The 23528-nt window shown below is 70.3% G+C and carries 20 protein-coding genes and 1 pseudogene; 11 read left to right on the top strand and 10 right to left on the bottom strand.

The window, feature by feature from the left end; genetic code table 11:
* Positions 1-414, top strand: a complete 414-nt coding sequence (locus tag IEY79_RS26670; RefSeq protein ID WP_189110165.1) for a hypothetical protein — start codon at positions 1-3, stop codon at positions 412-414.
* 91 nt (positions 415-505) lie between these two features.
* Entirely contained in the window at positions 506-1318 is an 813-nt protein-coding gene (locus IEY79_RS26665) for a hypothetical protein (RefSeq protein WP_189110164.1), read from the top strand.
* Positions 1319-1342: 24 nt separating this feature from the next.
* On the opposite strand, the gene IEY79_RS26660 is transcribed toward IEY79_RS26665, so the two are convergent.
* Positions 1343-1714 carry a DUF192 domain-containing protein gene (locus IEY79_RS26660; protein ID WP_189110163.1) on the bottom strand — a complete coding sequence of 124 codons (372 nt, stop codon included), beginning with the start codon at positions 1712-1714 and terminating at the stop codon, positions 1343-1345.
* A 125-nt stretch (positions 1715-1839) separates the two neighbouring features.
* Here IEY79_RS26660 and IEY79_RS26655 point away from each other — a divergent pair, with 125 nt between their 5' ends.
* Positions 1840-2805 carry a prepilin peptidase gene (locus IEY79_RS26655; RefSeq protein ID WP_229701141.1) on the top strand — a complete coding sequence of 322 codons (966 nt, stop codon included), beginning with the start codon at positions 1840-1842 and terminating at the stop codon, positions 2803-2805.
* 80 nt (positions 2806-2885) lie between these two features.
* The gene (locus tag IEY79_RS26650) at positions 2886-3677 is read left to right on the top strand and encodes a class I SAM-dependent methyltransferase (protein ID WP_189110161.1); all 792 of its coding nucleotides are present in this window, start codon (positions 2886-2888) and stop codon (positions 3675-3677) included.
* Positions 3678-3698: 21 nt separating this feature from the next.
* Here the strand turns inward: IEY79_RS26650 and IEY79_RS26645 are convergent.
* Positions 3699-4904: pseudogene (locus IEY79_RS26645) on the bottom strand (winged helix DNA-binding domain-containing protein).
* Positions 4905-5064: 160 nt separating this feature from the next.
* Here IEY79_RS26645 and IEY79_RS26640 point away from each other — a divergent pair.
* The gene (locus tag IEY79_RS26640) at positions 5065-5409 is read left to right on the top strand and encodes a winged helix-turn-helix transcriptional regulator (protein WP_189110239.1); all 345 of its coding nucleotides are present in this window, start codon (positions 5065-5067) and stop codon (positions 5407-5409) included.
* 262 nt (positions 5410-5671) lie between these two features.
* Here IEY79_RS26640 and mgrA read toward each other — a convergent pair whose 3' ends face one another.
* The gene (gene mgrA / locus IEY79_RS26635; RefSeq protein WP_189110160.1) at positions 5672-6709 is read right to left on the bottom strand and encodes an L-glyceraldehyde 3-phosphate reductase; all 1038 of its coding nucleotides are present in this window, start codon (positions 6707-6709) and stop codon (positions 5672-5674) included.
* Positions 6710-6899: 190 nt separating this feature from the next.
* Between mgrA and IEY79_RS26630 the strand changes: the two genes are divergently transcribed.
* The 5 genes from IEY79_RS26630 (at position 6900) to IEY79_RS26610 (ending at position 12856) form a co-directional block, all read left to right on the top strand.
* Positions 6900-7664: an isoprenyl transferase gene (locus tag IEY79_RS26630; RefSeq protein WP_189110159.1), complete on the top strand. Its 765-nt coding sequence runs from the start codon at positions 6900-6902 to the stop codon at positions 7662-7664.
* Between the two features lie 412 nt (positions 7665-8076).
* Positions 8077-9393 (top strand): RNA 5'-3' helicase PhoH2, encoded by a 1317-nt coding sequence (gene phoH2, locus IEY79_RS26625; RefSeq protein WP_189110158.1) that lies wholly within the window; start codon positions 8077-8079, stop codon positions 9391-9393.
* Between the two features lie 391 nt (positions 9394-9784).
* Positions 9785-10483 carry an aggregation-promoting factor C-terminal-like domain-containing protein gene (locus tag IEY79_RS26620; protein WP_189110238.1) on the top strand — a complete coding sequence of 233 codons (699 nt, stop codon included), beginning with the start codon at positions 9785-9787 and terminating at the stop codon, positions 10481-10483.
* 136 nt (positions 10484-10619) lie between these two features.
* A complete protein-coding gene (locus IEY79_RS26615; RefSeq protein WP_189110157.1) occupies positions 10620-12023 on the top strand; it encodes an AI-2E family transporter in 1404 nt (467 codons plus the stop codon).
* Positions 12020-12856, top strand: coding sequence for a hypothetical protein (locus IEY79_RS26610; RefSeq protein ID WP_189110156.1), 837 nt, complete (start codon positions 12020-12022; stop codon positions 12854-12856). Before IEY79_RS26615 ends, IEY79_RS26610 begins: the two co-directional genes overlap by 4 nt.
* Here the strand turns inward: IEY79_RS26610 and ahpD are convergent.
* From ahpD to IEY79_RS26595, 3 genes are read right to left on the bottom strand one after another with little or no spacing between them, the layout of a single operon-like run.
* Positions 12843-13406 (bottom strand): alkylhydroperoxidase, AhpD family, encoded by a 564-nt coding sequence (ahpD, locus tag IEY79_RS26605; protein WP_189110155.1) that lies wholly within the window; start codon positions 13404-13406, stop codon positions 12843-12845. The genes IEY79_RS26610 and ahpD overlap by 14 nt on opposite strands.
* Positions 13407-13415: 9 nt before the next feature.
* Entirely contained in the window at positions 13416-13685 is a 270-nt protein-coding gene (locus IEY79_RS26600) for a type II toxin-antitoxin system antitoxin (RefSeq protein WP_189110154.1), read from the bottom strand.
* Complete coding sequence (locus IEY79_RS26595) at positions 13682-14617, bottom strand: SPFH domain-containing protein (RefSeq protein WP_189110153.1); 936 nt, start codon at positions 14615-14617, stop codon at positions 13682-13684. Before IEY79_RS26595 ends, IEY79_RS26600 begins: the two co-directional genes overlap by 4 nt.
* Before the next feature lie 263 nt (positions 14618-14880).
* Between IEY79_RS26595 and IEY79_RS26590 the strand changes: the two genes are divergently transcribed.
* Positions 14881-17160: a transglycosylase domain-containing protein gene (locus tag IEY79_RS26590; RefSeq protein ID WP_189110152.1), complete on the top strand. Its 2280-nt coding sequence runs from the start codon at positions 14881-14883 to the stop codon at positions 17158-17160.
* Between the two features lie 10 nt (positions 17161-17170).
* On the opposite strand, the gene IEY79_RS26585 is transcribed toward IEY79_RS26590, so the two are convergent.
* The 4 genes from IEY79_RS26585 to IEY79_RS26570 all read right to left on the bottom strand — a co-directional run bounded on the left by IEY79_RS26585 (position 17171) and on the right by IEY79_RS26570 (position 23524).
* Complete coding sequence (locus IEY79_RS26585; protein ID WP_373292633.1) at positions 17171-18622, bottom strand: catalase; 1452 nt, start codon at positions 18620-18622, stop codon at positions 17171-17173.
* Positions 18623-18841: 219 nt separating this feature from the next.
* Positions 18842-20779: a SpoIIE family protein phosphatase gene (locus IEY79_RS26580; protein WP_189110150.1), complete on the bottom strand. Its 1938-nt coding sequence runs from the start codon at positions 20777-20779 to the stop codon at positions 18842-18844.
* A 503-nt stretch (positions 20780-21282) separates the two neighbouring features.
* Positions 21283-21957, bottom strand: a complete 675-nt coding sequence (fomD, locus tag IEY79_RS26575) for a cytidylyl-2-hydroxypropylphosphonate hydrolase (RefSeq protein ID WP_189110149.1) — start codon at positions 21955-21957, stop codon at positions 21283-21285.
* Between the two features lie 127 nt (positions 21958-22084).
* Positions 22085-23524 (bottom strand): class II fumarate hydratase, encoded by a 1440-nt coding sequence (locus IEY79_RS26570; protein WP_189110148.1) that lies wholly within the window; start codon positions 23522-23524, stop codon positions 22085-22087.
* Positions 23525-23528 lie beyond the last annotated feature (4 nt).

Here is a 23528-nt window from a genome sequence, read left to right as displayed (position 1 = left end):
GTGCCGGTCAGCCGCACGAGCGGTGGCCTGGAGGTACGTCTCACCCCCTCGCAGCTCGAACTGCTGCGCCGCGCCGCCGAGGCCTTCGGCGAGCTCGTGCCCGACCCGGAGCAGCGGCGGTTCGTCCTGGGTGAGGGCGGCGCGGGTCTGGTGGAGCTGTTCGCCGTCGGGCACGACCCGGACCACTCCCTCTCCCTGCCCGCGACCGAAGCGCAACTTCGCGCCACACACACGCTGTTGACGACCCTCCTCACCATGGTCCCGTCGGAGCGGGCCTTCATGGAGCGCGTCGGCTTCTTCCGGGAGAACGCGGCCGGCGTGGCACTCGGCCTGCGCCGCGGCGCGGGCGCGGCGGGAGCCGACGCGCCGGCCGGGTCGGACACCGGGGCCGGGCCGAGGGGCCCGGGGGAGTGACGGCGGGGGTTGGGTCCATGGACCCATGCGGGGCGTCGGGAGCCGCTGTTAGCGTTCAGAACCGGCCAGTAGAGAGCGAGATGGGAATCAGATGAGGACGCGCACCGCAGGTACGGCACGGCGGACCGGCACGGTCGCCGCACTCGCCGCGCTCGTGCTGGGAGCCACCACCGCCTGCGGCGGCGACGACGCCGACAAGCTGAAGAAGCCGGACACCGCCGCCACTTCCACGGCGGAGGCGAAGGACCCGAAGGACCCCGGCCAGGTCTCGGAGCCGCCGGCCCTGGAGGAGCAGCCGAAGACGGTCAACCCCGAGGTGAAGGGTGTCGGTGCCGGTGGCGGCAAGGAGCTGACCAAGGCCGAACTGGACGCCGCCGTGCTGGCCACCGGCGATGTGTCGACCTTCAAGTCCGCCCCGATGGACGGGCCGCCGGCGCAGGGCGAGACCGCCGACAAGCCGGACTGCGCACCGCTCACCGCGATGATCAACGGCAAGCCCGAGCCCGAGCCCTCGGCGGTCGTCTACCGTCAGCTCGTCGGCGCGAAGACGGGCCGGCCCGCCATCTCCGAATTCCTCGCCACGCACGGCACGCAGGGCGCCACCTCCCTCCTCAACCGGCTGAGCGAAGCGGTCAAGGACTGCGAGGCCGGCTTCAAGGGGACCGGCGCGGGCAGCACGTCGACGTACGCGGCCGTGAAGCGGCTCGACGTCCCCAAGGCGGGTGACGACACCCTCGCGTACCAGGTGACGGGCGAATTCGAGGGCGATCCGGTGCCGATGGTGTTCCAGCTCGTACGCGTGGGCGGTACGGTCGCGACCTTCTACACCGCGAACTTCGAGGGCGCCACGACCCCCGAGATACCGTCGGTCCTGCTCGCGACCCAGGCGGTGAAGCTCAAGTAGCCCGCCGACGGGGGGTCTTGGGCCTCAGGCTCCGGACAGACTCCGCGCGTTCACACTCAGCCGCACGCCCGGGCGCAGGCCCCAGCGTTCCATCGCACCGGCCTCCGCCTCCAGCACATGCCTGGCCCGCAGCCGGGGCAGCGGCATCCGGCCGGGCTTCAGCGTGTGGACGTGGACGACCTTCAACTCCTTGTCCAGATAGGCCACATCGATCGTGAAGCCCATCCGGAAGGTGTGCACGCTGCTGCACGGCGTGATCAGCAGCGCCCCGTCGAGCCGGGTCCGCCCGAGCAGCCCGCGCCGCCGTGCGTTGTACGAGGCGGCGATCTCCAGCGCCACCGGCTCGTCCCGGCCCTCGATCGTCAGCGTGCCTTTGCCGTTCTGCCATTTCCCCATGGCGCTAGACCATACGACCCCACCGCCCCAATTCCAGCCGCGGAGCCCGGATCTGGGCCTCCCACGGCCGGATGTGGGTCCTCGGGCCTATGACCCGCGATGTGGTTCCCTCTAAGGTCGACCGTGTGCACGCCACGTTGATCGTTGTCGCCGTCCTCTGGGGCGCAGCCGCCGGGCTGTTCCTTCCGCGCGCCGCGTACCGGCTCTCCGTCGAGCCCGAGGAGGCGTACCGCGACAGCTGCGAGGCCGGCCACCCGATCGTGGGGCCCGCCAAGGGCTGGGTCGGCAGGGCCGGTTGTGCGACCTGTAAGGCGGCGGGCGGCGTGATCACGGTCGCGGGCGCGGCCGGGCGTACCGACTCGGTGGCCGCCGCGTCCCCGGGACGTGCGGAGGCCGGCGAGGCCGCGCTTCCCCGCACGGACGAGTCCGCGACCGCACCGGGCGTGGCCGCCCCGACGAGCGACGACACCGACACCGAGGCCGAGAGCGACACCGACACCGACACCCCTGACGCGTCCGACGCCGCGCATCCCGTCCTGCGCGGCGCACGTTACGTCCCCTCCCTCTACGTCACCGTCATCACCGCCCTCGTCTGCGGCATCCTCGCCGCCGCCACCGGGCCCCGTCCCGAACTCGCCGTATGGCTGCTGCTCGCGCCCTTCGCCGTGCTGCTCGCGCTCGTCGACCGCAATGTGCACCGCCTCCCCGACCAGCTGACCCTGCCGCTCGCGGTGGCCTCCGCCGCGCTGCTCGGGATCGCCGCGCTCCTCCCGGAGGACGGCGGCTCCTGGCCGACCGCGCTGCTGGGCGGACTCGCGCTCGGCGCCTGCTACTTCGTCCTCTTCCTGATCAACCCGAACGGCATGGGCTTCGGCGATGTGAAGCTCGCGCTCTCGCTCGGTGTCGTGCTCGGCTGGTACGGCTGGGTGGTGCTGTTCGTCGGAGCGTTCGCCGGGTTCCTGCTCGGGTCGCTGTACGGGCTCGGGCTGATGATCCTGCGCAGGGCGAACCGCAAGTCCGCGATCCCCTTCGGGCCCTTCATGATCAGCGGGGCGCTGCTCGGCCTGGTGCTCGGCGCTCTCGCCGTCTGAACCGGCCCGCCGGGTGTTCCGCACCGGCCCGCGTGAAATGCGTTCGCGCACCGCACCGGGTTCCTGGGAGCATCCCCCCCATGTCTCCCACGCAGCACCCCGGACCCCAACCCCGGCGCCGTGGCTTCGACGAGCTGATCGCCGAGGCCGACGCCGTCTCCGTCGACGGCTGGGACTTCTCCTGGCTCGACGGGCGGGCGACGGAGGAGCGGCCCCCATGGGGCTACGCCCGTTCCATGGCCGAGCGGATGGGGCGCGCGAGCGCGGCCCTCGACATCCAGACCGGAGGCGGTGAAGTCCTCGCCTCCGTACCGAGGTTGCCGCCGCTGACCGTGGCCACCGAGGGCTGGCCGCCGAACGTCGCCCGCGCCACCGCGCTCCTGCACCCGCTCGGTGCGGCCGTCGTCAGCGACCGGGACGAGCCGCCGCTGCCCTTCGCGGACGCGGCGTTCGACCTGGTCGTCAGCCGCCACCCGGTGAAGGCGTGGTGGACCGAGATCGCCCGCGTCCTGCGGCCCGGCGGCACGTACTTCTCCCAGGAGGTCGGCCCCGCCAGCGTCTTCGAACTGGTCGAGTACTTCCTGGGGCCGCGGCCCCAGGGCCGCGCGGGGCGCGATCCCGAGCGGGCCAGGGCGGCGGCCGAGGCCGCCGGGCTCGACGTGGTGGATCTGCGGACGGCGGCGCTGCGCACCGAGTTCCACGACATCGGGGCCGTCGTCTACTTCCTGCGGAAGGTGATCTGGATGGTGCCCGGCTTCACCGTCGACCGGTACCGGGACCAACTCGCCTCCCTGCACCGCCGTATCGAGACCGACGGCCCTTTCGTGGCCACCACGACACGCTTCCTGATCGAGGCGGTCAAGCCCGCCTGAGGCCAGGGCCGCCGCCCCGCCTCACGCGTGCGGCCCGACCGTCACGGTCCCGACCGTCAGCCTCGGCCTGCCCTGGAGGATCTCGCCGGTCCGCTCCACCTGCTCCTCAAGCTCCTCGCGCCGCGCGGCGGTCAGGGGCCGCAGGGGTTCCACCGTGACGTCCAGCCACTTCCCGGAGCGGCGCTGGTGCCACACCCCGGCGACGACCCCGTCGATCAGCACCACGGGGTAGTTCCCGGCCTGGCCGCCCGCGAGCGCCCGCTCGTACGCGGTGCCGGGGAAGAGCAGTTCGCGCGGCTGGGAGGCGATGGTGAAGGCGTCGAAGTAGGGGAGGAGCCGTACGCCGCACGCCGTCGGACCGGCCGGAAAGTCCGTGTCGCCCGCCACCACCCAGGCCGGTCCGCCCTCGTAGCCGACCTGCTCGGTCCGGCCCTCGGCGGCGAGCGTGCCGAACAGCTCCCTGGCCTAGTTGACGGGTGCGGTGAGCCACTTGGCGAAGTGATGCGGTGTGGCGGGCCCGTACGCGTGGAGATAGCGCACCACGAGCCCGGCGAGCGCCTCCGGCCCCGCCTGCGGGGTGAATCCGGGCAGCAGCCGGTGGGGGTTGGTGTACGTGACCTTCCGCCCCCGGTTCGGCCCGAAGCAGAGCGCGCCGCGGTGCGCCGCCGTGTGCGTCATCTGCCGCCAGCGCGGCCACTTCGTCTGGAACGCGTCCATGACCGGGTCTCCGGCCCAGGGCCCGGTGCGCGCCACGATCTCGTCGGTCAGCTCGTCGACCGTGAGGTCGTCGTCCGCCAGCGCGTCGGCGATCGCGGCGACGACCTGGTCCGTCTCGTCCTCGCTCATCCGCACCCCCGCGGGCATGGCGTTGCGCCCGGTGGGGAGCGCGGAGAGCGCACCGGTCCACAGCGGCAGATCGGCCGACGGCAGCAGATGTACGGTGCCGCGCGGCCCGAACGTCTTGACCAGGCTGCCGTCCGTCCACAGCGCGGCGCGCACGGCCTCGCGCGTCCCGCCGCCGTCCAGCCGCAGCGCGACGGAGAGTTCGGCCGCCGACAGGACCTGTGCGTGGGCGCCGGCCATGGTGCCGGTGACGGCGGCGGGGCCGCCGTCCGAGGGCGCGGCGAGCCCCTGCCGGGCCAGCCGCCGGGCGTTGGCCGCGGCCCAGCTCACGGTCAGGGACCCGGCCACGGAGACAGTCGCGGACTCGGTCTTCTTCGTCGTCATACGGCCGACCCTAGGAGCCATCGAGGTCAGATTCCGTCCGCATGACGACGCCGCCTCCACGCTCTCTCGTACACTGCCCCGTGGCGGAGTACTGCCACAAAGGTAAGTAAAGCTGTCCGGCGAGGAGTTGGCAGTGACGCGAGAGCCCGGGAACCCCTTCATGTGCGGTCTCGACGCGGCGGTGGCTGTCGTCGGCGGCAAGTGGAAGCCGATGATCCTGTGGGCGTTGGACGACGGGGGTGTGCTGCGCTTCGGTGAACTGCGGCGCCATATCGAAGGGGTCAGCGAGAAGGTGCTCATCCAGCAACTGCGCGAGCTGGAGGCCGACTCCATCGTCAGCCGCGAGGTCTACCGGGAGGTGCCGCCGCGCGTCGAGTACTCCCTCACGGAGCTGGGCCAGGCGCTGAACGCGGCGCTGATCCCGCTCGGCCGGTGGGGACACACGAACATGGACGTCATCGTCGCGAACAAGGAGAAAGCGGCCGCGAAGGCCGCCTCCCTCTGAACCGCGCGTACTCCCAACGGGTGGCGACTTCTCGCCAATCGAAGACCCCGAACGGCGTGCTCAGCCCCGCTGTCCAGGGCCTTTTACGTGTCGGACGCAGCAATCCGGAAACTCCGGAGCGTAGTGACCGGCGTGCGTGGCACCCAGCACCACTTACGAAGGGTTATGGTGGAAACCCCCCCTCGGGCCGGTCCGTATCCCCCCCACGGACCGGCCCGTTTTTTCATGTTCGGACCCCGTCACGTTCCGGACAGGCCCGCGTTCAGCTCCGTCCGGCCCAGATGTTGGCGCCCTCGGTGTCCACGGCGAAGCTGTCGATCTCCTTCAGCTCCTCGGCCGACAGCGCGGCCCCTTCGAGCGCCGCGACGTTCTCCTCCAGCTGCTTCGTGCTCGACGCGCCGATCAGGGCCGACGTCATCCGCTCGTCGCGCAGCACCCACGTGATCGCCAGCTGCGCCAGCGACTGACCGCGCCGCCGCGCGATCTCGTTGAGCCCGCCCAGCCTGCGCACGACCTCCTCCGAGAGCAGGTTCGGGTCCAGGGACTTGCCCTGAGTGGCCCGTGACCCCTCGGGTATCCCCTTGAGGTACTTGTCGGTGAGCAGGCCCTGCGCCAGCGGCACGAAGGAGATGCAGCCCATGCCGGCCGACTCCAGCGTGTCGAGCAGACCGTCGTCCTCTGTCCAGCGGTTGATCATCGAGTACGAGGGCTGGTGGATGAGCGCGGGAACACCCATCTCCTTCAACAGCCGTGCCGCTTCGGCCGTCTGCTCCGCCTTGTACGACGACACACCCACGTAAAGCGCCTTGCCCTGCTGGACCGCGGACGCCAGCGCGCCCATGGTCTCCTCAAGAGGGGTGTGCGGGTCGAAGCGGTGCGAGTAGAAGATGTCGACGTAGTCGACGCCCATCCGCTTCAGCGAGGCGTCGAGCGACGACGTCAGATATTTGCGGGAACCCCACTCGCCGTACGGACCCGGATGCATCAGATATCCGGCCTTGGTCGAAATGATCAATTCGTCGCGGTAGGCCGAGAAGTCCTGCGCGAAGATCTTGCCGAAGTTCTCCTCGGCGGACCCGGGCGGGGGACCGTAGTTGTTCGCCAGGTCGAAGTGCGTGACGCCGAGGTCGAAGGCGCGGCGCAGGATCGCGCGCTGCGAGTCGATGGTCCGGTCGTCGCCGAAGTTGTGCCAGAGGCCGAGGGAGAGCGCGGGCAGCTTGAGGCCGCTGCGTCCGCTGCGCCGGTACTCCATGGAGTCGTAACGGTCGTGGGCTGCGAGGTAAGTGGGGAATTCAGTCATGAGTCCTTCCCTATCACGGACTTGTGACAGACCGGGTTGGGCCGTCGCGCCGCCCGCGCAGTACTGTGACGGCTTCGGGTGCCGGGGGCGGTCCCCTTCTCTTCTCGCGGACGGCCCTCCCCGCGGTGGACGTGCTGCCCCCGGGGCCGCCTGACCGGCGGTCCCCGGCAGGAATCGAGAGGTGGACTCAGTGAACTTGCGCGACCTGGTGTACGGGCTCTACGCACGCCGGGTGGAAAGGCGCCTCGATCACACCCAGGTGCTCCCCAAGCACATCGGTGTCGTCCTCGACGGGAACCGACGCTGGGCGAAAGCCTCCGGCGGCACGACCGAACAGGGCCACAAGGCCGGCGCCAGCAAGATCCAGGAACTGCTCGGCTGGTGCGTCGAGACGGACGTCGAGGTGGTCACCCTGTGGCTGCTCTCCACGGACAACCTCGACCGCCCCGACGAGGAGCTGATCCCCCTCCTCGGCATCATCGAGAACGCCGTTCGCGACCTCGCGGCCGACGGCCGCTGGCGCGTCCACCACGTCGGCACCCTGGACCTGCTCCCCTCCCGTACGCAGACCGTCCTCAAGGAGGCCGAGCAGGCCACCGACGGCAACGCCGGAATACTGGTCAATGTCGCCGTCGGCTACGGCGGGCGGCAGGAGATCGCCGACGCCGTCCGCTCCCTCCTGCTGGACCACGCCCACAAGGGCACCTCCTTCGAGGACCTCGCCGAGATCGTCGACACGGACCTGATCGCCTCGCACCTCTACACCCGTGGTCAGCCCGATCCCGACCTGGTGATCAGGACCAGCGGCGAACAGCGTCTCTCCGGCTTCATGCTGTGGCAGAGCGCCCATTCGGAGTACTACTTCTGCGAAGTCTTCTGGCCGGCTTTCCGTAAGGTCGACTTTCTTCGCGCCCTGCGTGACTACGCGGCGCGACACCGCCGCTACGGAGCCTGAGGGCCCGTCCCGCAAGCCTTCCGATACCCCTCCCCGGAATCCCCCCGTACGCCACACCGAACGCGCGTTCGCGGCAGGCCGTACGTCCCGTCATCCGAGGTTCACACGGTGTCCGTCATATGCCGTGGCATGGCCGAGGACGTTCGAGGGAATACCTCTCCACAGGTCGACGTCCGAGCAGAACCGTCAGCGATGACGGCGGGCGTCGAATCTCAGCGGTCGGCCCAGCCGTCCGCCCGGGAGGCCCTTTGCACCAGGACGATCGTACGGTGACGCGTACGGGCGCCGTGGAGGGCCGGTCCTCGGCCCGCGCATGTGGGCCCGAGTCCGGTCCGCCGTCCGCCGCCAGGCGGGCGACCACAGCCCGTGACGCCGTCGCATCCCGACCTCGTCCGAGGGGGTACGTCCTTCCGTGGTGACAAGCACAAAGCGCCGCATGCCCGACAGGCGCACCTATGTTCTCGACACCAGCGTCCTGCTGGCCGATCCGAACGCCATGTCCCGCTTCGACGAGCACGAAGTCGTGCTGCCGATCGTGGTGATCACGGAGTTGGAGGCCAAGAGGCACCATCCGGAACTCGGATACTTCGCCAGGCAGGCCCTGCGCCTGCTCGACGACTTCCGTATCCGGTACGGCCGCCTCGACGCCCCCATCCCCCTGGGCGACCTGGGCGGCACGCTGCGCGTCGAGCTCAACCACTCCGATCCCGGCGTCCTTCCCGCCGGCTTCCGACTGGGGGACAACGACTCGCGGATTCTCGCGGTGGCGCGCAATCTCCAGGCCGAGGGGTACGACGTCACCGTCGTCTCCAAGGACCTGCCGCTGCGCATCAAGGCATCGTCCGTCGGGCTCCTCGCCGAGGAGTACCGCGCCGAGCTGGCCATCACCGACTCCGGCTGGACCGGTATGAGCGAGATGGCGCTCTCGGCCGAGCAGGTGGATCTCCTCTTCACCGAGGAGACGCTGTACGTGCCCGAGCTCAGCGATCTGCCGGTGCACACCGGACTGGTCCTCCAGTCCGACCGCGGCAAGGCCCTCGGCCGCATCACGCCCGAGGGCAATGTGAAGCTCGTCCGCGGCGACCGGGAGGCCTTCGGGATCCACGGCCGCAGCGCCGAACAGCGCATCGCGCTCGATCTGCTCCTCGACCCGGACATCGGCATCATCTCGATGGGCGGCCGGGCGGGCACCGGCAAGTCGGCCCTGGCCCTCTGCGCGGGCCTGGAGGCGGTCCTGGAGCGCCGCCAGCACAAGAAGGTGATGGTCTTCCGGCCGCTCTACGCGGTCGGCGGTCAGGAGCTCGGCTATCTGCCGGGCACCGAGGCCGAGAAGATGAGCCCCTGGGCGCAGGCGGTCTTCGACACCCTGTCGGCCGTCGCCGGCCGTGAGGTGATCGAGGAGGTGCTGGGACGCGGCATGCTCGAAGTGCTGCCGCTGACCCACATCCGAGGACGTTCGCTGCACGACGCGTTCGTCATCGTCGACGAGGCCCAGTCGCTGGAGCGGAACGTACTTCTGACCGTTCTCTCCCGTATCGGGGCCAACTCCCGTGTGGTGCTGACCCATGACGTGGCGCAGCGCGACAACCTGCGTGTGGGCAGGTACGACGGCGTGGTCGCGGTCGTCGAGAAGCTCAAGGGCCACCCGCTCTTCGCGCATGTCACCCTCAACCGCTCCGAGCGTTCACCGATCGCCGCGCTCGTGACCGAAATGCTGGAGGAAGGTTAGTTCTCCGCCTGAATGCGGCAGTTGGCGCCGCCCGGAAAGGCCGCAAGAGCCTAGCCGGGCGGCGCTGTGCTGCGCCGCCATTTCCGTGAAACCCGTGTGGCAAACGGGGTGTGAGCTATCCCACGCAACGAAGAATTGCCTTGCGGCGTCCGGGTCCGGCAGAGTCTTGCTTCCGTCAGGCCCCGCATACGACACACCCGCATCTTCAGGGATGCCGCACCACACAACTCAACACTTGACGTCGTATGCCGCCCGCGCTTCATCCGGCGCTTCCGCCATGGAAGTTGCCGACGGGCCCGTGTCTCCCGTGACGTGCGGGACGGAGACCAGTGCCAGGGGCACGATTGCATCCGTGAGGTCACGTACACGGACGCTGCTGGAAGGAAACCGTGTGAGCCGGATCTCGGTCCGGGGATTCGCCGTGGCATCAGCTACAGCGGTCACCACCGTCGGCGCAGTCGTGGGAGTGGCTTCGGGCGCTCCCCAGACCTCGGACGACAATTTCGAGGCGACCGCAGCTGACACGACGCTCCTCGCAGACATCCCCGCGGGCCAGCACGCCCAGGTCCAGACTGTGTCACTGGCGCAGCAGGCCGACGCGCAGGCCAATGCCGCCGACGTGGCAGCGAAGAAGTCCGCCGAGGAATCGGCTCGTATCCAGGCCGCCAAGGACGCCAAGGCGAAGAAGCAGGCCGCCGAGGAGAAGGCGGAGCAGGCGCGCGAGGCCAAGGAAGAGGCCGAGCGGGCCAGCCGCTCGGAGACACGTGACTCCTCCGACTTCGTGGTGCAGAGCTCGTACTCCGTCGCCGAAGTCCAGGCGATGGCCCGCCAGATGATCCCTGGCGACCAGTACCAGTGCTTCAGCAACATCGTGGACCACGAGTCCACCTGGAACTACCAGGCGCAGAACCCCTCGTCGGGCGCCTACGGTCTCGTCCAGGCGCTGCCCGGCTCCAAGATGGCCTCCGCCGGCGCCGACTGGCAGACCAACCCGGCCACCCAGATCAAGTGGGGCCTGAACTACATGAACGACCGCTACGGCAGCCCCTGCGGTGCCTGGTCGTTCTGGCAGGCCAACAACTGGTACTAGCTCCACTGCCCGATCTGTCTTCCCCGCCGGTTCTCTGCCGTCGTCGCTCAACCTTGTGAAGCCCCTCACCGTCCTACGGTGAGGGGCTTTGCGCGTGTACGGTCAGGCAGTACGACTCCGGGGAAGAAGGATCAGCATGTCGAAACTGCCGGGGTGGCTCGGGCGGGTCGGAGCCGAACTGACTCAGCTGGGAGAGCGGTTGGGGGAACGCCGTACGGAGGCTACGGCGGACGACGTGCCGGGGGACGGGCGAGGACCGGAGAGCGCTCCCGTCCCGCCGGACCACATACCCGGCGCCCAGGCCAAACCCGAGCCCGCCGCGGCCATTCCGTGGGGGATGCGGGTCGCCGCCGAGGCCGCCTGGCGGCTGCTCGTACTGGCGGCCATGCTCTGGGTGTTGATGAAGATCATCAGCACCGTGCAGCTCGTGGTGATGGCGTTCGTCGGCGCGCTGCTCGTCACCGCGCTTCTCCAGCCCACGGTCGCCAGACTCAAGAAGTGGGGCCTGCCGCGCGGTCTGGCCACCGCGGTGACCGCTGTGTCCGGGTTCATCGTCATGGGCCTCATCGGCTGGTTCGTGGTGTGGCAGGTCGTGGAGAACATCGACGTGCTCTCCGACCGTGTCACCGACGGCATCGACGAGCTCAAACGCTGGCTGCTCAACAGCCCGTTCCATGTGACCGAGCAGCAGATCAACGACCTCGCGAAGAGCCTCAGCGACGCGATCGGCACCAACACCGAGGAGATCACCTCCGCGGGCATCCAGGGTGTGACCGTCGTGGTCGAGCTGCTGACGGGGATCCTGCTCGCCGTGTTCTCCACGCTGTTCCTGCTCTACGACGGCCGGCGGATCTGGGAGTGGTCGCTCAAACTCTTCCCGGCGCAGGCCCGTCCGGGGCTGGCCGGTGCCGGGCCGCGCGCCTGGCGCACGCTCACGGCGTACGTACGCGGCACGCTCATAGTCGCGCTGATCGACGCGGTCTTCATCGGCCTCGGGCTCTACTTCCTCGATGTCCCGCTCGCGGTGCCGCTGGCCGTCTTCATCTTCCTCGGCGCGTTCATCCCGCTCGTCGGAGCGGTGATCTCCGGGGCGCTCGCCGTGGTCGTCGCGCTGGTCACGCAGGACGTGTTCACGGCGCTGATGGTGCTGATCGTCGTCCTCGCCGTCCAGCAGATCGAGGGCCACATCCTCCAGCCCTTCATCCTCGGCCGCGCGGTACGGGTACATCCGCTGGCCGTCGTGCTCGCGGTGGCGACTGGCGGACTCGTCGCCGGTATCGGCGGAGCGGTCGTCGCGGTGCCCCTGGTCGCCGTCACGAACACCGTCGTCGGCTACCTCCGCGCGTACAGCCGGGAGCCTTCCCTGCGCGACGGCCCGGGACCGCACGGCGCCACGGCGCTCGGTGTCGCCCCGGCGCCCGCCCCGGTCACCCCGCCCCCGCCGCCGGCTCCGGAGGCCCCCGCCCCCGCCCCCGGTCCCGGTCCGGACGCACCGGTCTCGGACACCCCTCCCGCCGAGCCACGGAACGGTCAGGAATGATCTCCGAACCGGAACTGGAGGGCGAGGCCACCGCACCGGTCCCGGCGCCGAGAGGCCCCGGGCACCCCGGGGCTGACGGATTCCGCCCGCCACCGGGTCCGGCCCCGGCCGGTGACGACGGGCCCGAGCGGCAGTCGGAGACGATGGGCGCCGACGAGCACCCCCTGATCCGGGGAGTGCCCCTGCGGCAGCGTCCATGGGTCTGGGGGCTGGCCGGTGTGCTGCTGACCTCCTCGGTGTGGGCGGGCGCCCTGTGGGCGTACGACAGGGCCGGACCGGACCTCGAGGGCTACGGCGTCAGCCGTAACCTCTGCCTCGACGCCGACCTGTCCGCGCTGACCGCCACCATCGGCGAGAAGCGGGACCCGTTCGCGGCGGTGGGCGAGGACAAGGCCCTCGACCAGTCCGTCTGCACGGTCAGCCTCGTACCGAAGGGGGCCCCGGGGGGCAAGCACCGTGAGGGGCCGATCGTGCGCGCCTACGCTGAGATCACCTACACACTGCACAAGAAGACCGATCCGGGGCCGCAGTTCGACGCGTCCCTGATCCACCCGGCCGACCAGGGCTCGGGGGCCCAGACCCTGAAGCTCGTCCCCGACGTGGGGGAGCGGGCCTATCTGGTGAGTCAGGCCGGGGGTGAGAACCCGGCGCTGGAAGTCCTCGACGGACAGGCCGTGATCTCGCTCTCCGTCGGCCAGGTCGTCGACTACGACCGGGACCGGCGGGACTCCGACTTCAGCCTCGACCAGCAGGAGGTCCTCCACCTGGGCGGGCTGGAACCGGCCATGGTCGAGGACATGCTGGCGCTGATGGAGCGGCTCAAGAAGGAGTGACACCCCAGGCGTCGGGGAGAGCGTCCAGGACGGCCTCCCCGTCGAGCGTCGTCGCCAGGGCCTGGATCACCGCAGCGATCTTGATGCCCTCCTGGATCGTCCGGCGGTCCTCCCCCAGCCGTCGCAGCGCGCCCTCGTGCGCGTCCAGACAGAGCCCGCAGGCGTTGATCGCGGACACCGCGAACGACCAGAACTCGAAGTCGGCCCTGGTGACGCCCGGATGGCCGGTGGCCGTCATCCGCAGGCCCGTGCGCAGCTCTCCGTACGTGGGATCGGAGAGCAGATGCCGGGTCCGGTGGAACACGTTGTTCACCGCCATCACGGCCGCCGCCGACCTCGCTGTCGTATAGGCGTCGGCGGAGAGCCGGGCCCTGGCCTCGGGCGCCAGCTCGCGCAGCACGCGCGCCGAGCGCGCGGCGATCGCGCAGACCAGCACCGTGCCCCACAGCCGCTGCTGGGAGAGCCCGCCCTGATCGAGGACCGCGTCCAGATTGCGCCGCAGATCCCTGGCGTAATCGGGAACGGCGGCCTTCAGCGCGTCCAGTGACATCGTGCTCTCCTACGGAAGGTGATCGTCCGGGGTGCTGTCGGATACGTCGTCGGGCCGCGCCTCCGCCGGCGTCCCGGGCGGCTCCGGGACCTTCGGCGGCCGGCCCCTGCGCGGGATCGGCTTCGCGTTGCCCGGCAGCCGGCCCCCCTCCGCCAGGGCCCGGCGCAGCAGGAACTCGATCTGCGCGTTGGCGCTGCGCAGCTCGTCGGACGCCCACCGTGCCAGGGCGTCGTACACCGCCGGGTCCAGGCGCAGGAGAACCTGCTTCCGTTCCGTCACTGGTAAAGAGTGCCCGTGTTCACGACCGGCTGCGCGGCCCGGTCACCGCAGAGCACGACCAGAAGGTTGCTGACCATCGCGGCCTTCCGCTCGGAGTCCAGCTCGACGATGTCCTGCTCGGTCAGCCGGGTGAGGGCCGCCTCGACCATGCCGACGGCGCCGTCCACGATCAGCCGGCGCGCCGCCACGACCGCGCCCGCCTGCTGGCGCTGGAGCATCGCCGAGGCGATCTCCGGAGCGTACGCGAGATGGGTGAAGCGGGACTCGATGATGTGCACACCGGCCGCCTCGACCCGGGCGTGCAGCTCGACCGCGAGCTTCTCGGTGATCTCCTCGGCGTTGCCGCGCAGCGAGAGACCGTCCTCCTCGTGGGCGTCGTACGGGTACTCGATCGCGATGTGCCGGACGGCCGCCTCGGTCTGGGTGGAGACGAACTCCAGGAAGTCGTCCACCTCGAAGAGCGCCTGCGCGGTGTCCTCGACGCGCCAGACGACGACCGCCGCCAGCTCGATCGGGTTGCCGTAGGCGTCGTTGACCTTGAGGACGGCGGTCTCGTGGTTCCGCACACGGGTCGAGATCTTGGCGCGTGAGGTGAGCGGGTTCACCCAGCGCAGGCCGTCGACCCGGATCGTGCCGCGGTAGCGCCCGAAGAGCTGGACGACGCGGGCCTCACCCGGCGCCACCATGTTCAGCCCGCACATCGCGAAGAACGCGGCGATCGCGAGCAGGATGCCGAGGACGATCAGCGCGACCTTCGCGCCGGTCGAGCCGAGGGTGGAGCCGATCACGACGAGGGCGATCCCGCCGATCAGTCCGATGAGCCCGAGCAGCAGTGCGAGGCCGCCGCCGATGCTGCTCGCCTGGAATTCCCGGACCCGCGGTGCGGGCATCTCCGGCAGATCGTCCACCACTGGTGTGCTGGTCGTAGGCATGTGTGGTCCCCGTTTCTCGTGCTGTCACGCCGCTCGGCGTAGCTAGCATTGTGATTACACATTAACGCGCTTCGCAACCCTCCGCCCCTCTCGTGAGTCGGTTCCTCTGAGACAGGTGCTGATTGTCACGTCGGATAAGACCGGATCGGGTCTCTTTGTCACAGGGGACGGTGTTAGCTTTCTGAGCTGATTCCGGCAAGTGCGACAAGTGGGCCAGGTCCGGCGAGGCGAGACACGAGACCCGAGAGCGGAGCGACTGAGCGATGGGCCGAGCGGAAGCGCGACAGGCCCGGCAGCGTGGAGCGCGCCGGGCGAAGAAGGCCGGCGGCATACGTGGCTTCCTCACACTGAGGAAGCTGCTCGGCACGTTCCTCGGGCTGTGCCTGCTCGGCATGGGCGCGTTCGTCGTGATCTATTTCCTGGTCCCGGTGCCGACGGCCAACGCGCAGGCCGAGATGCAGAGCAACGTCTACAAGTACAGCGACGGCACCGTCCTGGCGCGCACCGGCGAGATCAACCGGGAGATAGTCGGCCTGGAGAAGGTCCCCAAGGACGTCCAGCGGGCCTTCGTCGCCGCCGAGAACAAGTCCTTCTACAAAGACTCCGGAGTCGACGTCAAGGGCACCGCCCGCGGCCTGATGAACACCCTCTCGGGCAAGGGCAAACAGGGTGGTTCGACCATCACCCAGCAGTACGTGAAGAACTACTACCTGGACCAGGACCAGACGGTCAGCCGCAAGCTCAAGGAACTGGTGATCTCGCTCAAGGTCGACCAGCGGATGGACAAGAACGAGATCCTCGCCGGGTACATGAACACCAGTTACTACGGGCGCGGCGCGTACGGCATCCAGGCGGCGGCCCAGGCGTACTACGGCGTGGACGCCACCAAGCTGAACGTCGCGCAGGGCGCGTATCTGGCGGCGCTCCTCCAGGCCCCCAACCAGTACGACTGGACGCAGGCCACCGAGACCGGCAAGAAGCTCGTCACCGAGCGCTGGAGCTACGTCCTGAACAACATGGTCGAGGAGAACTGGCTGGACGCCGGCGAGCGCGGCGGGCTGAAGTTCCCCGTACCGCAGAAGCCCAAGCCCGCCCCCGGCGCGGAGGGACAGGCCGGCTATCTCGTCGAGGCGGCCAACAGCGAGCTGGAGCGGCAGGGTGTCGACAAGGCGGACATCGACGCCGGCGGCTGGACGATCACCCTCAGCGTCGACAAGAAGCGGCAGAAGGAACTCGTCGGCGCCGTCGACAAGCAGCTGGAGTCCAAGCTCGACCGCAAGAAGAACAAGGTCGACGCGACCGTGCAGGCGGGTGCCACGTCCGTCGACCCGAAGACCGGCGCGGTGGTCGCGCTCTACGGCGGGGTCGGCGCCACCCAGCACTGGATCAACAACGCCACACGCACCGACTACCAGCCCGCCTCGACCTTCAAGCCCGTCGTGCTCGCCTCGGCGCTGGAGAACGAGTCCAAGACGCAGGACGGCGAGAGGATCGGGCTCAGGACGGTCTACGACGGCACGAGCAAGCGGCCGGTCGTCGGCAGCGACACCCCCTTCTCGCCGCAGAACGAGGACGACCGCGACTACGGCGACATCACCGTCCAGCGGGCGGCCAACGACTCCGTCAACTCGGTCTTCGCGCAGATGGTCGTCGACGTCGGCCCCAGGAACGTGAAGAAGACCGCGCTCGATCTCGGCATGCGGGACAAGAACTTCCCCGAGCGGCCCGCGATCACCCTGGGCACGATGGAGGCGTCGACCTGGGACATGGCGGGTGTGTACGCGACGCTCGACAACCACGGCGAGAAGGTCACACCGTCGATCCTGAAGTCCGCCGAGCACAAGGACCGCACCGTCGACCTGCCCGAGCGCATCGGCGATCAGGCGATCAGCCGCGAGTCCGCCGACACCGTGACCTCGGCCCTGACGGGCGTCGTGAAGAACGGCTCGGGGCGCGAGGCGAGCACCGACGCGTACGAGGCGGCCGGCAAGACCGGTACGTCGGAGGACAACAAGTCGGCCTGGTTCGCCGGCTACACGCCCGAACTGACCACGGTGGTCGCCCTGTTCGGTGAGTCCACCGCCGAGGGCGGCGGGCAGGTCACCCTCACCGGCACGGCCAACTCCGGCCGCGCCAACGGTGGTGGCTTCCCCGCCAAGATCTGGGCCGACTACACACTGGGCGCGCTGAACGGCGGCTCCGACGCCTCGTTCGACCTCGAAGTCGCCGAACCCGCCTACCAGCCCCCGAAGCCCCCGCCGCCGTCCTCGCAGCCGCCGCCGTCCAGCGAGGAGCCGACCCCGCCGCCGCCCGACGAGCCGGACCCGAGCGACAGCGAGAGCGACCCCCCGGTGTCCGAGCCGCCGCCGTCCAGCGAGCCTCCGGCGCCGCCGCCGGAGCCGGGTGACGACTCCGGCGGCGGTGGAGACAATGGAGGCGCCGACGGTGGCTCGGACGGAGGCAACGACAACGGCGGAGGTACGGGCTCCGCGGGCGCCGACGGGGGAGGCGGGGGCCAGCGGCCACCGGGCCTCACCGGCTGAGCGGGCGTCCTCAGCCGCCGTTGACCTTCGCGGCGATCCGGTCGCCGATGGTCTTGTCGATGTTGCGCCAGTACTGGAGCGCCCGGTCGAGGACCGGCCGGGTGACGCCCTGGAGCAGATGGCCGGAGACGTTCGACACCAGACGGTCGCGCTGCGCGTCGTCGAGCACGTTGCGGACCTGGGTGCCGGCCTGGCCCCAGTCGTCGTCCTCGCGCCGCTTCGTGTACGCCTCGCGGACCATGTCGCCCGCCGCCGCCCAGCCGGCCGGGTCGCCGAAGCGCTCGGTGTCGGCGGCGGGGCCGCCGTAGGAGTTCGGGGCGTACGGCATCGCCGCGTTCGACGCGACGTACCGCATCGGGCCGTCCTTCGCGTACGAGTTCACCGGCGAGTGCGGCCGGTTGGGCGGCAGTTGCGCGTAGTTCGGGCCGATCCGGTACCGGTGCGTGTCCGGGTACGAGAAGAGCCGGCCGAGCAGCATCTTGTCCGGCGAGGGGCCGATGCCCGGAACCATGTTGGACGGCTCGAAGGCGGCCTGCTCGATGTGGATGAAGAAGTTGTCCGGGTTCTTGTTGAGCGTCATCCGGCCGACGTCGATCAGCGGGTAGTCGCCGTGCGGCCACACCTTCGTCAGGTCGAAGGGGTTGAAGCGGTAGTCGGCGGCGTCCTCGAACGGCATGATCTGGACCTTCAGGCTCCAGGTCGGCGCGTTCCCCGACTCGATCGCCTCGTACAGGTCCCTGCGGTGGTGGTCCGCGTCGGAGCCCGCCATCTCGTCGGCGTCCGCCTGGCTGAGGTAGTCGATGCCCTGGTCGGTCTTGAAGTGGTATTTGACCCAGAAGCGTTCACCCGCGGCATTGACCCACATGAAGGTGTGCGAGCCGTAGCCGTTCATGTGGCGGAAGGACTTAGGGATGCCCCGGTCGCCCATCAGCCAGGTCACCTGGTGCGCGGACTCGGGTGACAGGGTCCAGAAGTCCCACTGCATGTCGTTGCTGCGCAGCCCGGTGGCCGGGTGGCGCTTCTGCGAGCGGATGAAGTCCTGGAACTTGATCGTGTCGCGTACGAAGAAGACCGGCGTGTTGTTGCCCACCAGGTCGTAATTGCCCTGCTCCGTATAGAACTTCAGGGCGAAGCCGCGCGGGTCGCGCCAGGTGTCGGGAGAGCCGAACTCACCGGCCACCGTGGAGAAGCGGGCCAGCATCTCGGTGCGTTTGCCCGGCTGGAAGAGGTCGGCCTTGGTGAACTGGCTCACGTCGTTGGTCACTTCGAAGACGCCGTACGCGCCCGAACCCTTGGCATGGACCACCCTCTCGGGGACCCGTTCGCGGTTGAACTGGGCCATCTTCTCGATGAGGTAGTGGTCCTGCAGCAGGATTGGACCGTCGGGCCCGACGGAGAGCGAGTTCTCGTCGCTCTCCACCGGGATACCGGCGTTGTTCGTGGTGTAAGGGGCCTTGGGCATCGACTCGGTCACGAGCGTCCTCCAGTCGATAGGGGTTCCCGTGGCCGGAATCAGGCACCACGGGACGACTGCGGTCGTAACCGGCCGCCTGCCCCAGTCAAACCCGGCGACACATCGTCGGCAACATTTGTCCGGGACCCGGGGGAACCGCCCGGACCCGCCCCGGGCCGGACCTGTACGAGCCCCGCGGACACGGCCCGCGGACGCTCCGGGACCGGTCTACGGGCGGGTCGAGATCTCGAACCAGACGACCTTGCCGGTGGACAGCCGCGTCGCGCCCCAGCGCCTGGCCAGCCGGTTGACCAGGAACAGCCCCCGCCCGCCCTCGTCCGTGTCACGGGCCCGGCGCTGGCGGGGCAGCTGCGGCGAGTCGTCGCCGACCTCGCAGCGCAGCACGTCGGTCCGCAGCAGCCGCAGGGTGACGGGCCGCTCCGCGTACCGGACCGCGTTGGTCACGACCTCGCTGATCAGCAGCTCGACGGAGTCGCTCAGCTCCTCAAGGCCCCAGCGGGACAGGGCCCGTCTGGCGAGTCTTCTGGCCCGTCCCGGCGCCGCGTCCTCCGGTTCCAGGAACCAGTAGGCGACATCGCTCGGCGCGATCCCGTCGAAGCGCGCGGCCAGCAGCGCGATGTCGTCGTCGCGGTCACCGGGGCCGAGCACGTCCAGCACGTCGTCGCAGAGCGCCTCCAGAGGAGGCGAGTGGTCGGGGCCGGTGAGCTGGGCCGTCGCGGCGAGGCGCTCCCGCAGCTGCTCGATGCCCGTCCACACGTCACGCAGCCGCGACTCCACGAGACCGTCCGTGTAGAGGAGCAGCGTGGCACCGGCCGGCGCGTCCAGCTCGACTGCCTCGAAGTCCACCCCGCCCACGCCGATCGGGGCGCCGGGCGGCACCCGCAGCACCTCGGCCCGGCCGCCCAGGTGGAGCAGTATGGGCGGCGGATGACCGGCGTTGGCGATGGTGATGCGGTGCGAGACCGGGTCGTACACCGCGTACAGGCAGGTGGCCATCCGGTCGGTGCCGAGACGCTGCGCCTGCTCGTCGAGGTGGTGCAGGACCTCCTGCGGCGGCAGGTCGAGACCGGCGAGGGTCTGCGCGGTCGTCCGCAGCTGGCCCATGATGGCGGCCGACGTCATGGAGTGACCCATCACGTCGCCGACGACGAGGGCGACGCGGCTGCCGGGCAGCGGGATCGCGTCGTACCAGTCGCCGCCGACCCGCGCGGTCTCGGCCGCGGGCAGATAGCGGGAGGCGAGCCGGACGCCCGTCGGCTGCGGCAGCCCCTCCGGGAGCATCGTGCGCTGGAGTTCGTCCGCGATGTACGCCTCGCGGCCGTACAGCACCGCCTTGTCGATGCCCAGCGCGGTGTGCGTCGCGAGCTGTGCGGCCACCAGCAGGTCGTTGGGCTCGAAGGCGGGGCGGTCGGGCCTCCGTAGGAAGACGGCCGCGCCGATCACGCGCCGCCGGCCGCGCAGCGGCGCGAGGATCGCGCGCCGGCCGCCCGGCACGGTCATCTCGCCGCCCAGCAGTTCGGGCAGCGCCGCGCGGGCGGCGGCGGAGTCGCCGAAGACGGGCCGTACGCCGCGCAGTACTTCGGAGAGCGCGCCGCCGGACGCCACCTCGCAGAGCTGCGCGGCGGGCATCACCTCGGTCTGCGGGTCCAGGACCGACACCTGGCCGGACTCGGACTCGGACAGCGCGATGCCGCTGCCGACCGTGCCCCCGCCGTCCGTGTCCTCGTCGGTGAGCCGCAGCCGGTCCGTACGGCGCAACCTCAGTACGAAGGGTGAGACCGGTCGCTCGTCGCCGACGGGCAGCGGATCGCGGAGATAGACGAGGATCGCGTCGGAGAACGTCGGGACGGTCGCCCGGCACAGCCCGAGCACGATCTCGTCCAGGTCGATGCCGCGCGCGATACGACGGGTGGCGGCGCCCACGAAGCGCAGCCGGTCGCCCTCGCGCCGCGCGGCGCCCACCGGGTCCTGCGGGGGCGCGGCCGAGGGAACGGTGGCCTGCGCGGCCGCGGGCGTGGGTACCGACGGCACCGACGGCTGCGGTACGGCGGAGGCGGCGGACGCCTCCTGCCGTGGCCGGGTGCGTTCCTGGGACCGGGCAGCCAGTGGCTGCCGGCCTTCATGGGAGGTGGGATGCTCCGTCACGCGTGGGATTCCGTCCGTCCGGGCCGGTGGTGCGAGACAACCGATTCGACTGGGTCCTGTCGCCGGACAGGACCTCGCGATGCCACCCTTGTCCAGGGGGCCCCGGGTCTGTGACCGCAGGGGCCCTCGCGGCCGGGCATCGGTACCTTGCGGCGGAAACGCCCGACAAGGATCCCGGGAACGCGGGTGTCGGCACGGCAGGCGTCCTGCACGGCTCCACCCCCTCGTTCGGTGTCCAGCGGCTGATGTGCGGCTGTCCTGCGGCTGTCTACGGCTCGTTCGTCGTACGAATCGTTCTCGCGTGCGTCGTGCGTCGTGCGGCTCGTTGGTCCAGCGACATGACCCTAAGTCAGCTCCGCTACCCCTGCGGTGCGTTGGTCAGGCGCAGCCTTGCGGAGGACGATCCTACGTTTGAACCCTGGGGGCGCATCAAGGGTCTCACGACGTCGGCGAACCCGCCCCGGCGATCACCAGGTACGTGCGGCCACCAGCACCCTTCTGCCTCATCTGGTCCGGACCTTTGCCGGTTCGGGCGCCCGGTCCCAGCCCTCCGGCAGCTCGGGAACGGACCACCGGGGATCGGGCCGCCAGTCCTCCCAGCCCGCGGAGAACGGCGCGCCCCACTTCTTGATCATCTCGACCGCCGCACTGCCGGCCTCCCGTACGCGCAGCGCCTTGCCGGTGTCGAGCAGCCCGACCCGCTGGGCCTCGGCGAACTCGTCCTCGTCCCGCCAGAGCCAGCTGCGGTCCGGGTAGACCGAGATGTCGAGGAAGTGGTCCTCGGAGTCGATGCCGCCCGCCCAGCGCAGCCGGGGCTCCTCAAGATTCACGTACCAGCTGCGGAACTGCCATCCGTCGTCCCAGAACAGCCAGATGGACCACGGCTCGCCGGGCCTGGCCAGCTTCAGCACACCCGTCCCCTCCCAGTGGGCACGGGCGGTGGCGCGCGGCGCCGTGTACCGGGTGGCGAGCGGTTCGTGGTGCACGGGCGTGCCGTCGGCCAGCACCGGCTTGACGCACTCGGTGCCCGGCGCCATCCACACGGCGAGCAGGTCGTCGGTGTCCTGGACGACGGTCACCGGCCGGCAGATGTGCACATGCCGAGAGCCGTTGTCCCGGTAGCGCCAGAGAATCCGCTCGCCCCGGTCCCAGTGTCGAATGCCGTCCGCACCTGTCATGCGCAGATCTTAGAGCCGGGGCCTTCCGGGCGCTGTGAGGTGCGCCCGGACGGCTCGATCTTGTCGGTCGCGATCACCGCCGGGCACGCCGGACGCCCAGGAGGACACCCGGGAGGACGTCCAGGTCTCACGGACGCGTCATCCGGAGGACGTCCAGGGCCTCGTCCAGCTGCTCCAGCGTGAGATCGCCGCGCTCCACGTAACCGGCGTCCAGTACCACCTCGCGGATCGTCCGCCGCTCCGCCAGCGACCTCTTGGCGACCTTCGCCGCCTCCTCGTAGCCGATGTACTTGTTCAGCGGGGTGACGACGGAGGGGGACGACTCCGCGTACTCGCGGGCGCGCTCCACGTTCGCCGTGATGCCGTCGACGGTGCGGTCCGCCAGCAGCCGGGAGACGTTCCCGAGGAGCCGTACGGACTCCAGCAGGTTCCTGGCGATCACCGGCAGCATCACGTTGAGCTCGAAGTTCCCCGCGGCCCCGGCCGTGGCGACGGTCGCGTCGTTGCCCATGACCTGGGCGGCGACCATCAGGACGGCCTCCGGGATCACGGGGTTGACCTTGCCCGGCATGATCGACGAGCCGGGCTGGAGATCGGGCAGATTGATCTCGGCGAGCCCGGTGCGCGGTCCCGACGACATCCAGCGCAGATCGTTGGAGATCTTCGTGAGGGAGACGGCGACGGTACGGAGCTGGCCCGAGGTCTCCACGAGCCCGTCGCGCGCGCCCTGCGCCTCGAAGTGGTTCCTCGCCTCGGTCAGCGGCAGCCCGGTCGTGCGGGCCACCTCGGCGATGACGGCGGCGGAGAAGCCGGGCGGAGTGTTGATGCCGGTGCCCACCGCCGTACCGCCCAGGGGCAGCTCGGCCAGGCGCGGGAGCGCCGATTCCAGCCGCTCGATGCCGTACCGGACGGCCGCGGCGTAACCGCCGAACTCCTGGCCCAGCGTCACGGGTGTGGCGTCCATCAGATGCGTACGGCCCGACTTCACGACGTCCGCGAACTCCTCGGCCTTGCGCTCCAGCGAGGCGGCGAGATGACCGAGGGCCGGGATCAGATCGGCGGTGACGGCGGCCGTCGCGGCGATGTGGATGCTGGAGGGGAACACGTCGTTGGAGCTCTGCGAGGCGTTGACGTGGTCGTTCGGGTGCACCTCGCGGCCCAGGCGCTCGGTGGCGAGGGTGGCGATGACCTCGTTGGCGTTCATGTTGGACGAGGTGCCCGAACCGGTCTGGAAGACGTCCACCGGGAAGTGCTCGTCCCAGCGGCCCTCCGCGACCTCGGCCGCCGCGCTCCGTACCGCCTCGGCGATGTCCCGGTCCACCACGCCGAGTTCGGCGTTGACGGTGGCGGCGGCGGCCTTGATTCGGGCCAGGGCCTCGATGTGGGCCCGCTCGATGGGCCGGCCCGAGATGGGGAAGTTCTCCACGGCCCGCTGGGTCTGGGCGCGCCATTTGGCGTCGGCCGGGACCCGGACCTCGCCCATGGAGTCGTGCTCCGTGCGGTAGCCGCCGGCGGTGGGGCCGGTCGCCGGGGGCGTGCCGTCCTGCGTGTTCGCGTCGCTCGTCATCGTG

It is taken from the genome of Streptomyces camponoticapitis (genome assembly GCF_014646115.1).
GTDB classification, from domain to species: domain Bacteria; phylum Actinomycetota; class Actinomycetes; order Streptomycetales; family Streptomycetaceae; genus Streptomyces; species Streptomyces camponoticapitis.
The sequence above is the reverse complement of the archived record's forward strand: the minus strand, read 5'-3'. Positions and strand labels throughout refer to the sequence as shown.

What these genes read in the sequence shown, in the direction of transcription:
- IEY79_RS26615 (WP_189110157.1), top strand. Translation starts at nt 10,620, where the DNA reads ATGTCGAAACTGCCGGGGTGGCTCGGGCGGGTCGGAGCCGAACTGACT.
- fomD (WP_189110149.1), bottom strand. Translation starts at nt 21,957, where the DNA reads ATGACAGGTGCGGACGGCATTCGACACTGGGACCGGGGCGAGCGGATT.
- IEY79_RS26585 (WP_373292633.1), bottom strand. Translation starts at nt 18,622, where the DNA reads ATGCCCAAGGCCCCTTACACCACGAACAACGCCGGTATCCCGGTGGAG.
- IEY79_RS26650 (WP_189110161.1), top strand. Translation starts at nt 2,886, where the DNA reads ATGTCTCCCACGCAGCACCCCGGACCCCAACCCCGGCGCCGTGGCTTC.
- IEY79_RS26665 (WP_189110164.1), top strand. Translation starts at nt 506, where the DNA reads ATGAGGACGCGCACCGCAGGTACGGCACGGCGGACCGGCACGGTCGCC.
- IEY79_RS26610 (WP_189110156.1), top strand. Translation starts at nt 12,020, where the DNA reads ATGATCTCCGAACCGGAACTGGAGGGCGAGGCCACCGCACCGGTCCCG.
- IEY79_RS26590 (WP_189110152.1), top strand. Translation starts at nt 14,881, where the DNA reads ATGGGCCGAGCGGAAGCGCGACAGGCCCGGCAGCGTGGAGCGCGCCGG.
- IEY79_RS26660 (WP_189110163.1), bottom strand. Translation starts at nt 1,714, where the DNA reads ATGGGGAAATGGCAGAACGGCAAAGGCACGCTGACGATCGAGGGCCGG.
- IEY79_RS26595 (WP_189110153.1), bottom strand. Translation starts at nt 14,617, where the DNA reads ATGCCTACGACCAGCACACCAGTGGTGGACGATCTGCCGGAGATGCCC.
- IEY79_RS26640 (WP_189110239.1), top strand. Translation starts at nt 5,065, where the DNA reads ATGTGCGGTCTCGACGCGGCGGTGGCTGTCGTCGGCGGCAAGTGGAAG.
- ahpD (WP_189110155.1), bottom strand. Translation starts at nt 13,406, where the DNA reads ATGTCACTGGACGCGCTGAAGGCCGCCGTTCCCGATTACGCCAGGGAT.
- IEY79_RS26570 (WP_189110148.1), bottom strand. Translation starts at nt 23,524, where the DNA reads ATGACGAGCGACGCGAACACGCAGGACGGCACGCCCCCGGCGACCGGC.
- mgrA (WP_189110160.1), bottom strand. Translation starts at nt 6,709, where the DNA reads ATGACTGAATTCCCCACTTACCTCGCAGCCCACGACCGTTACGACTCC.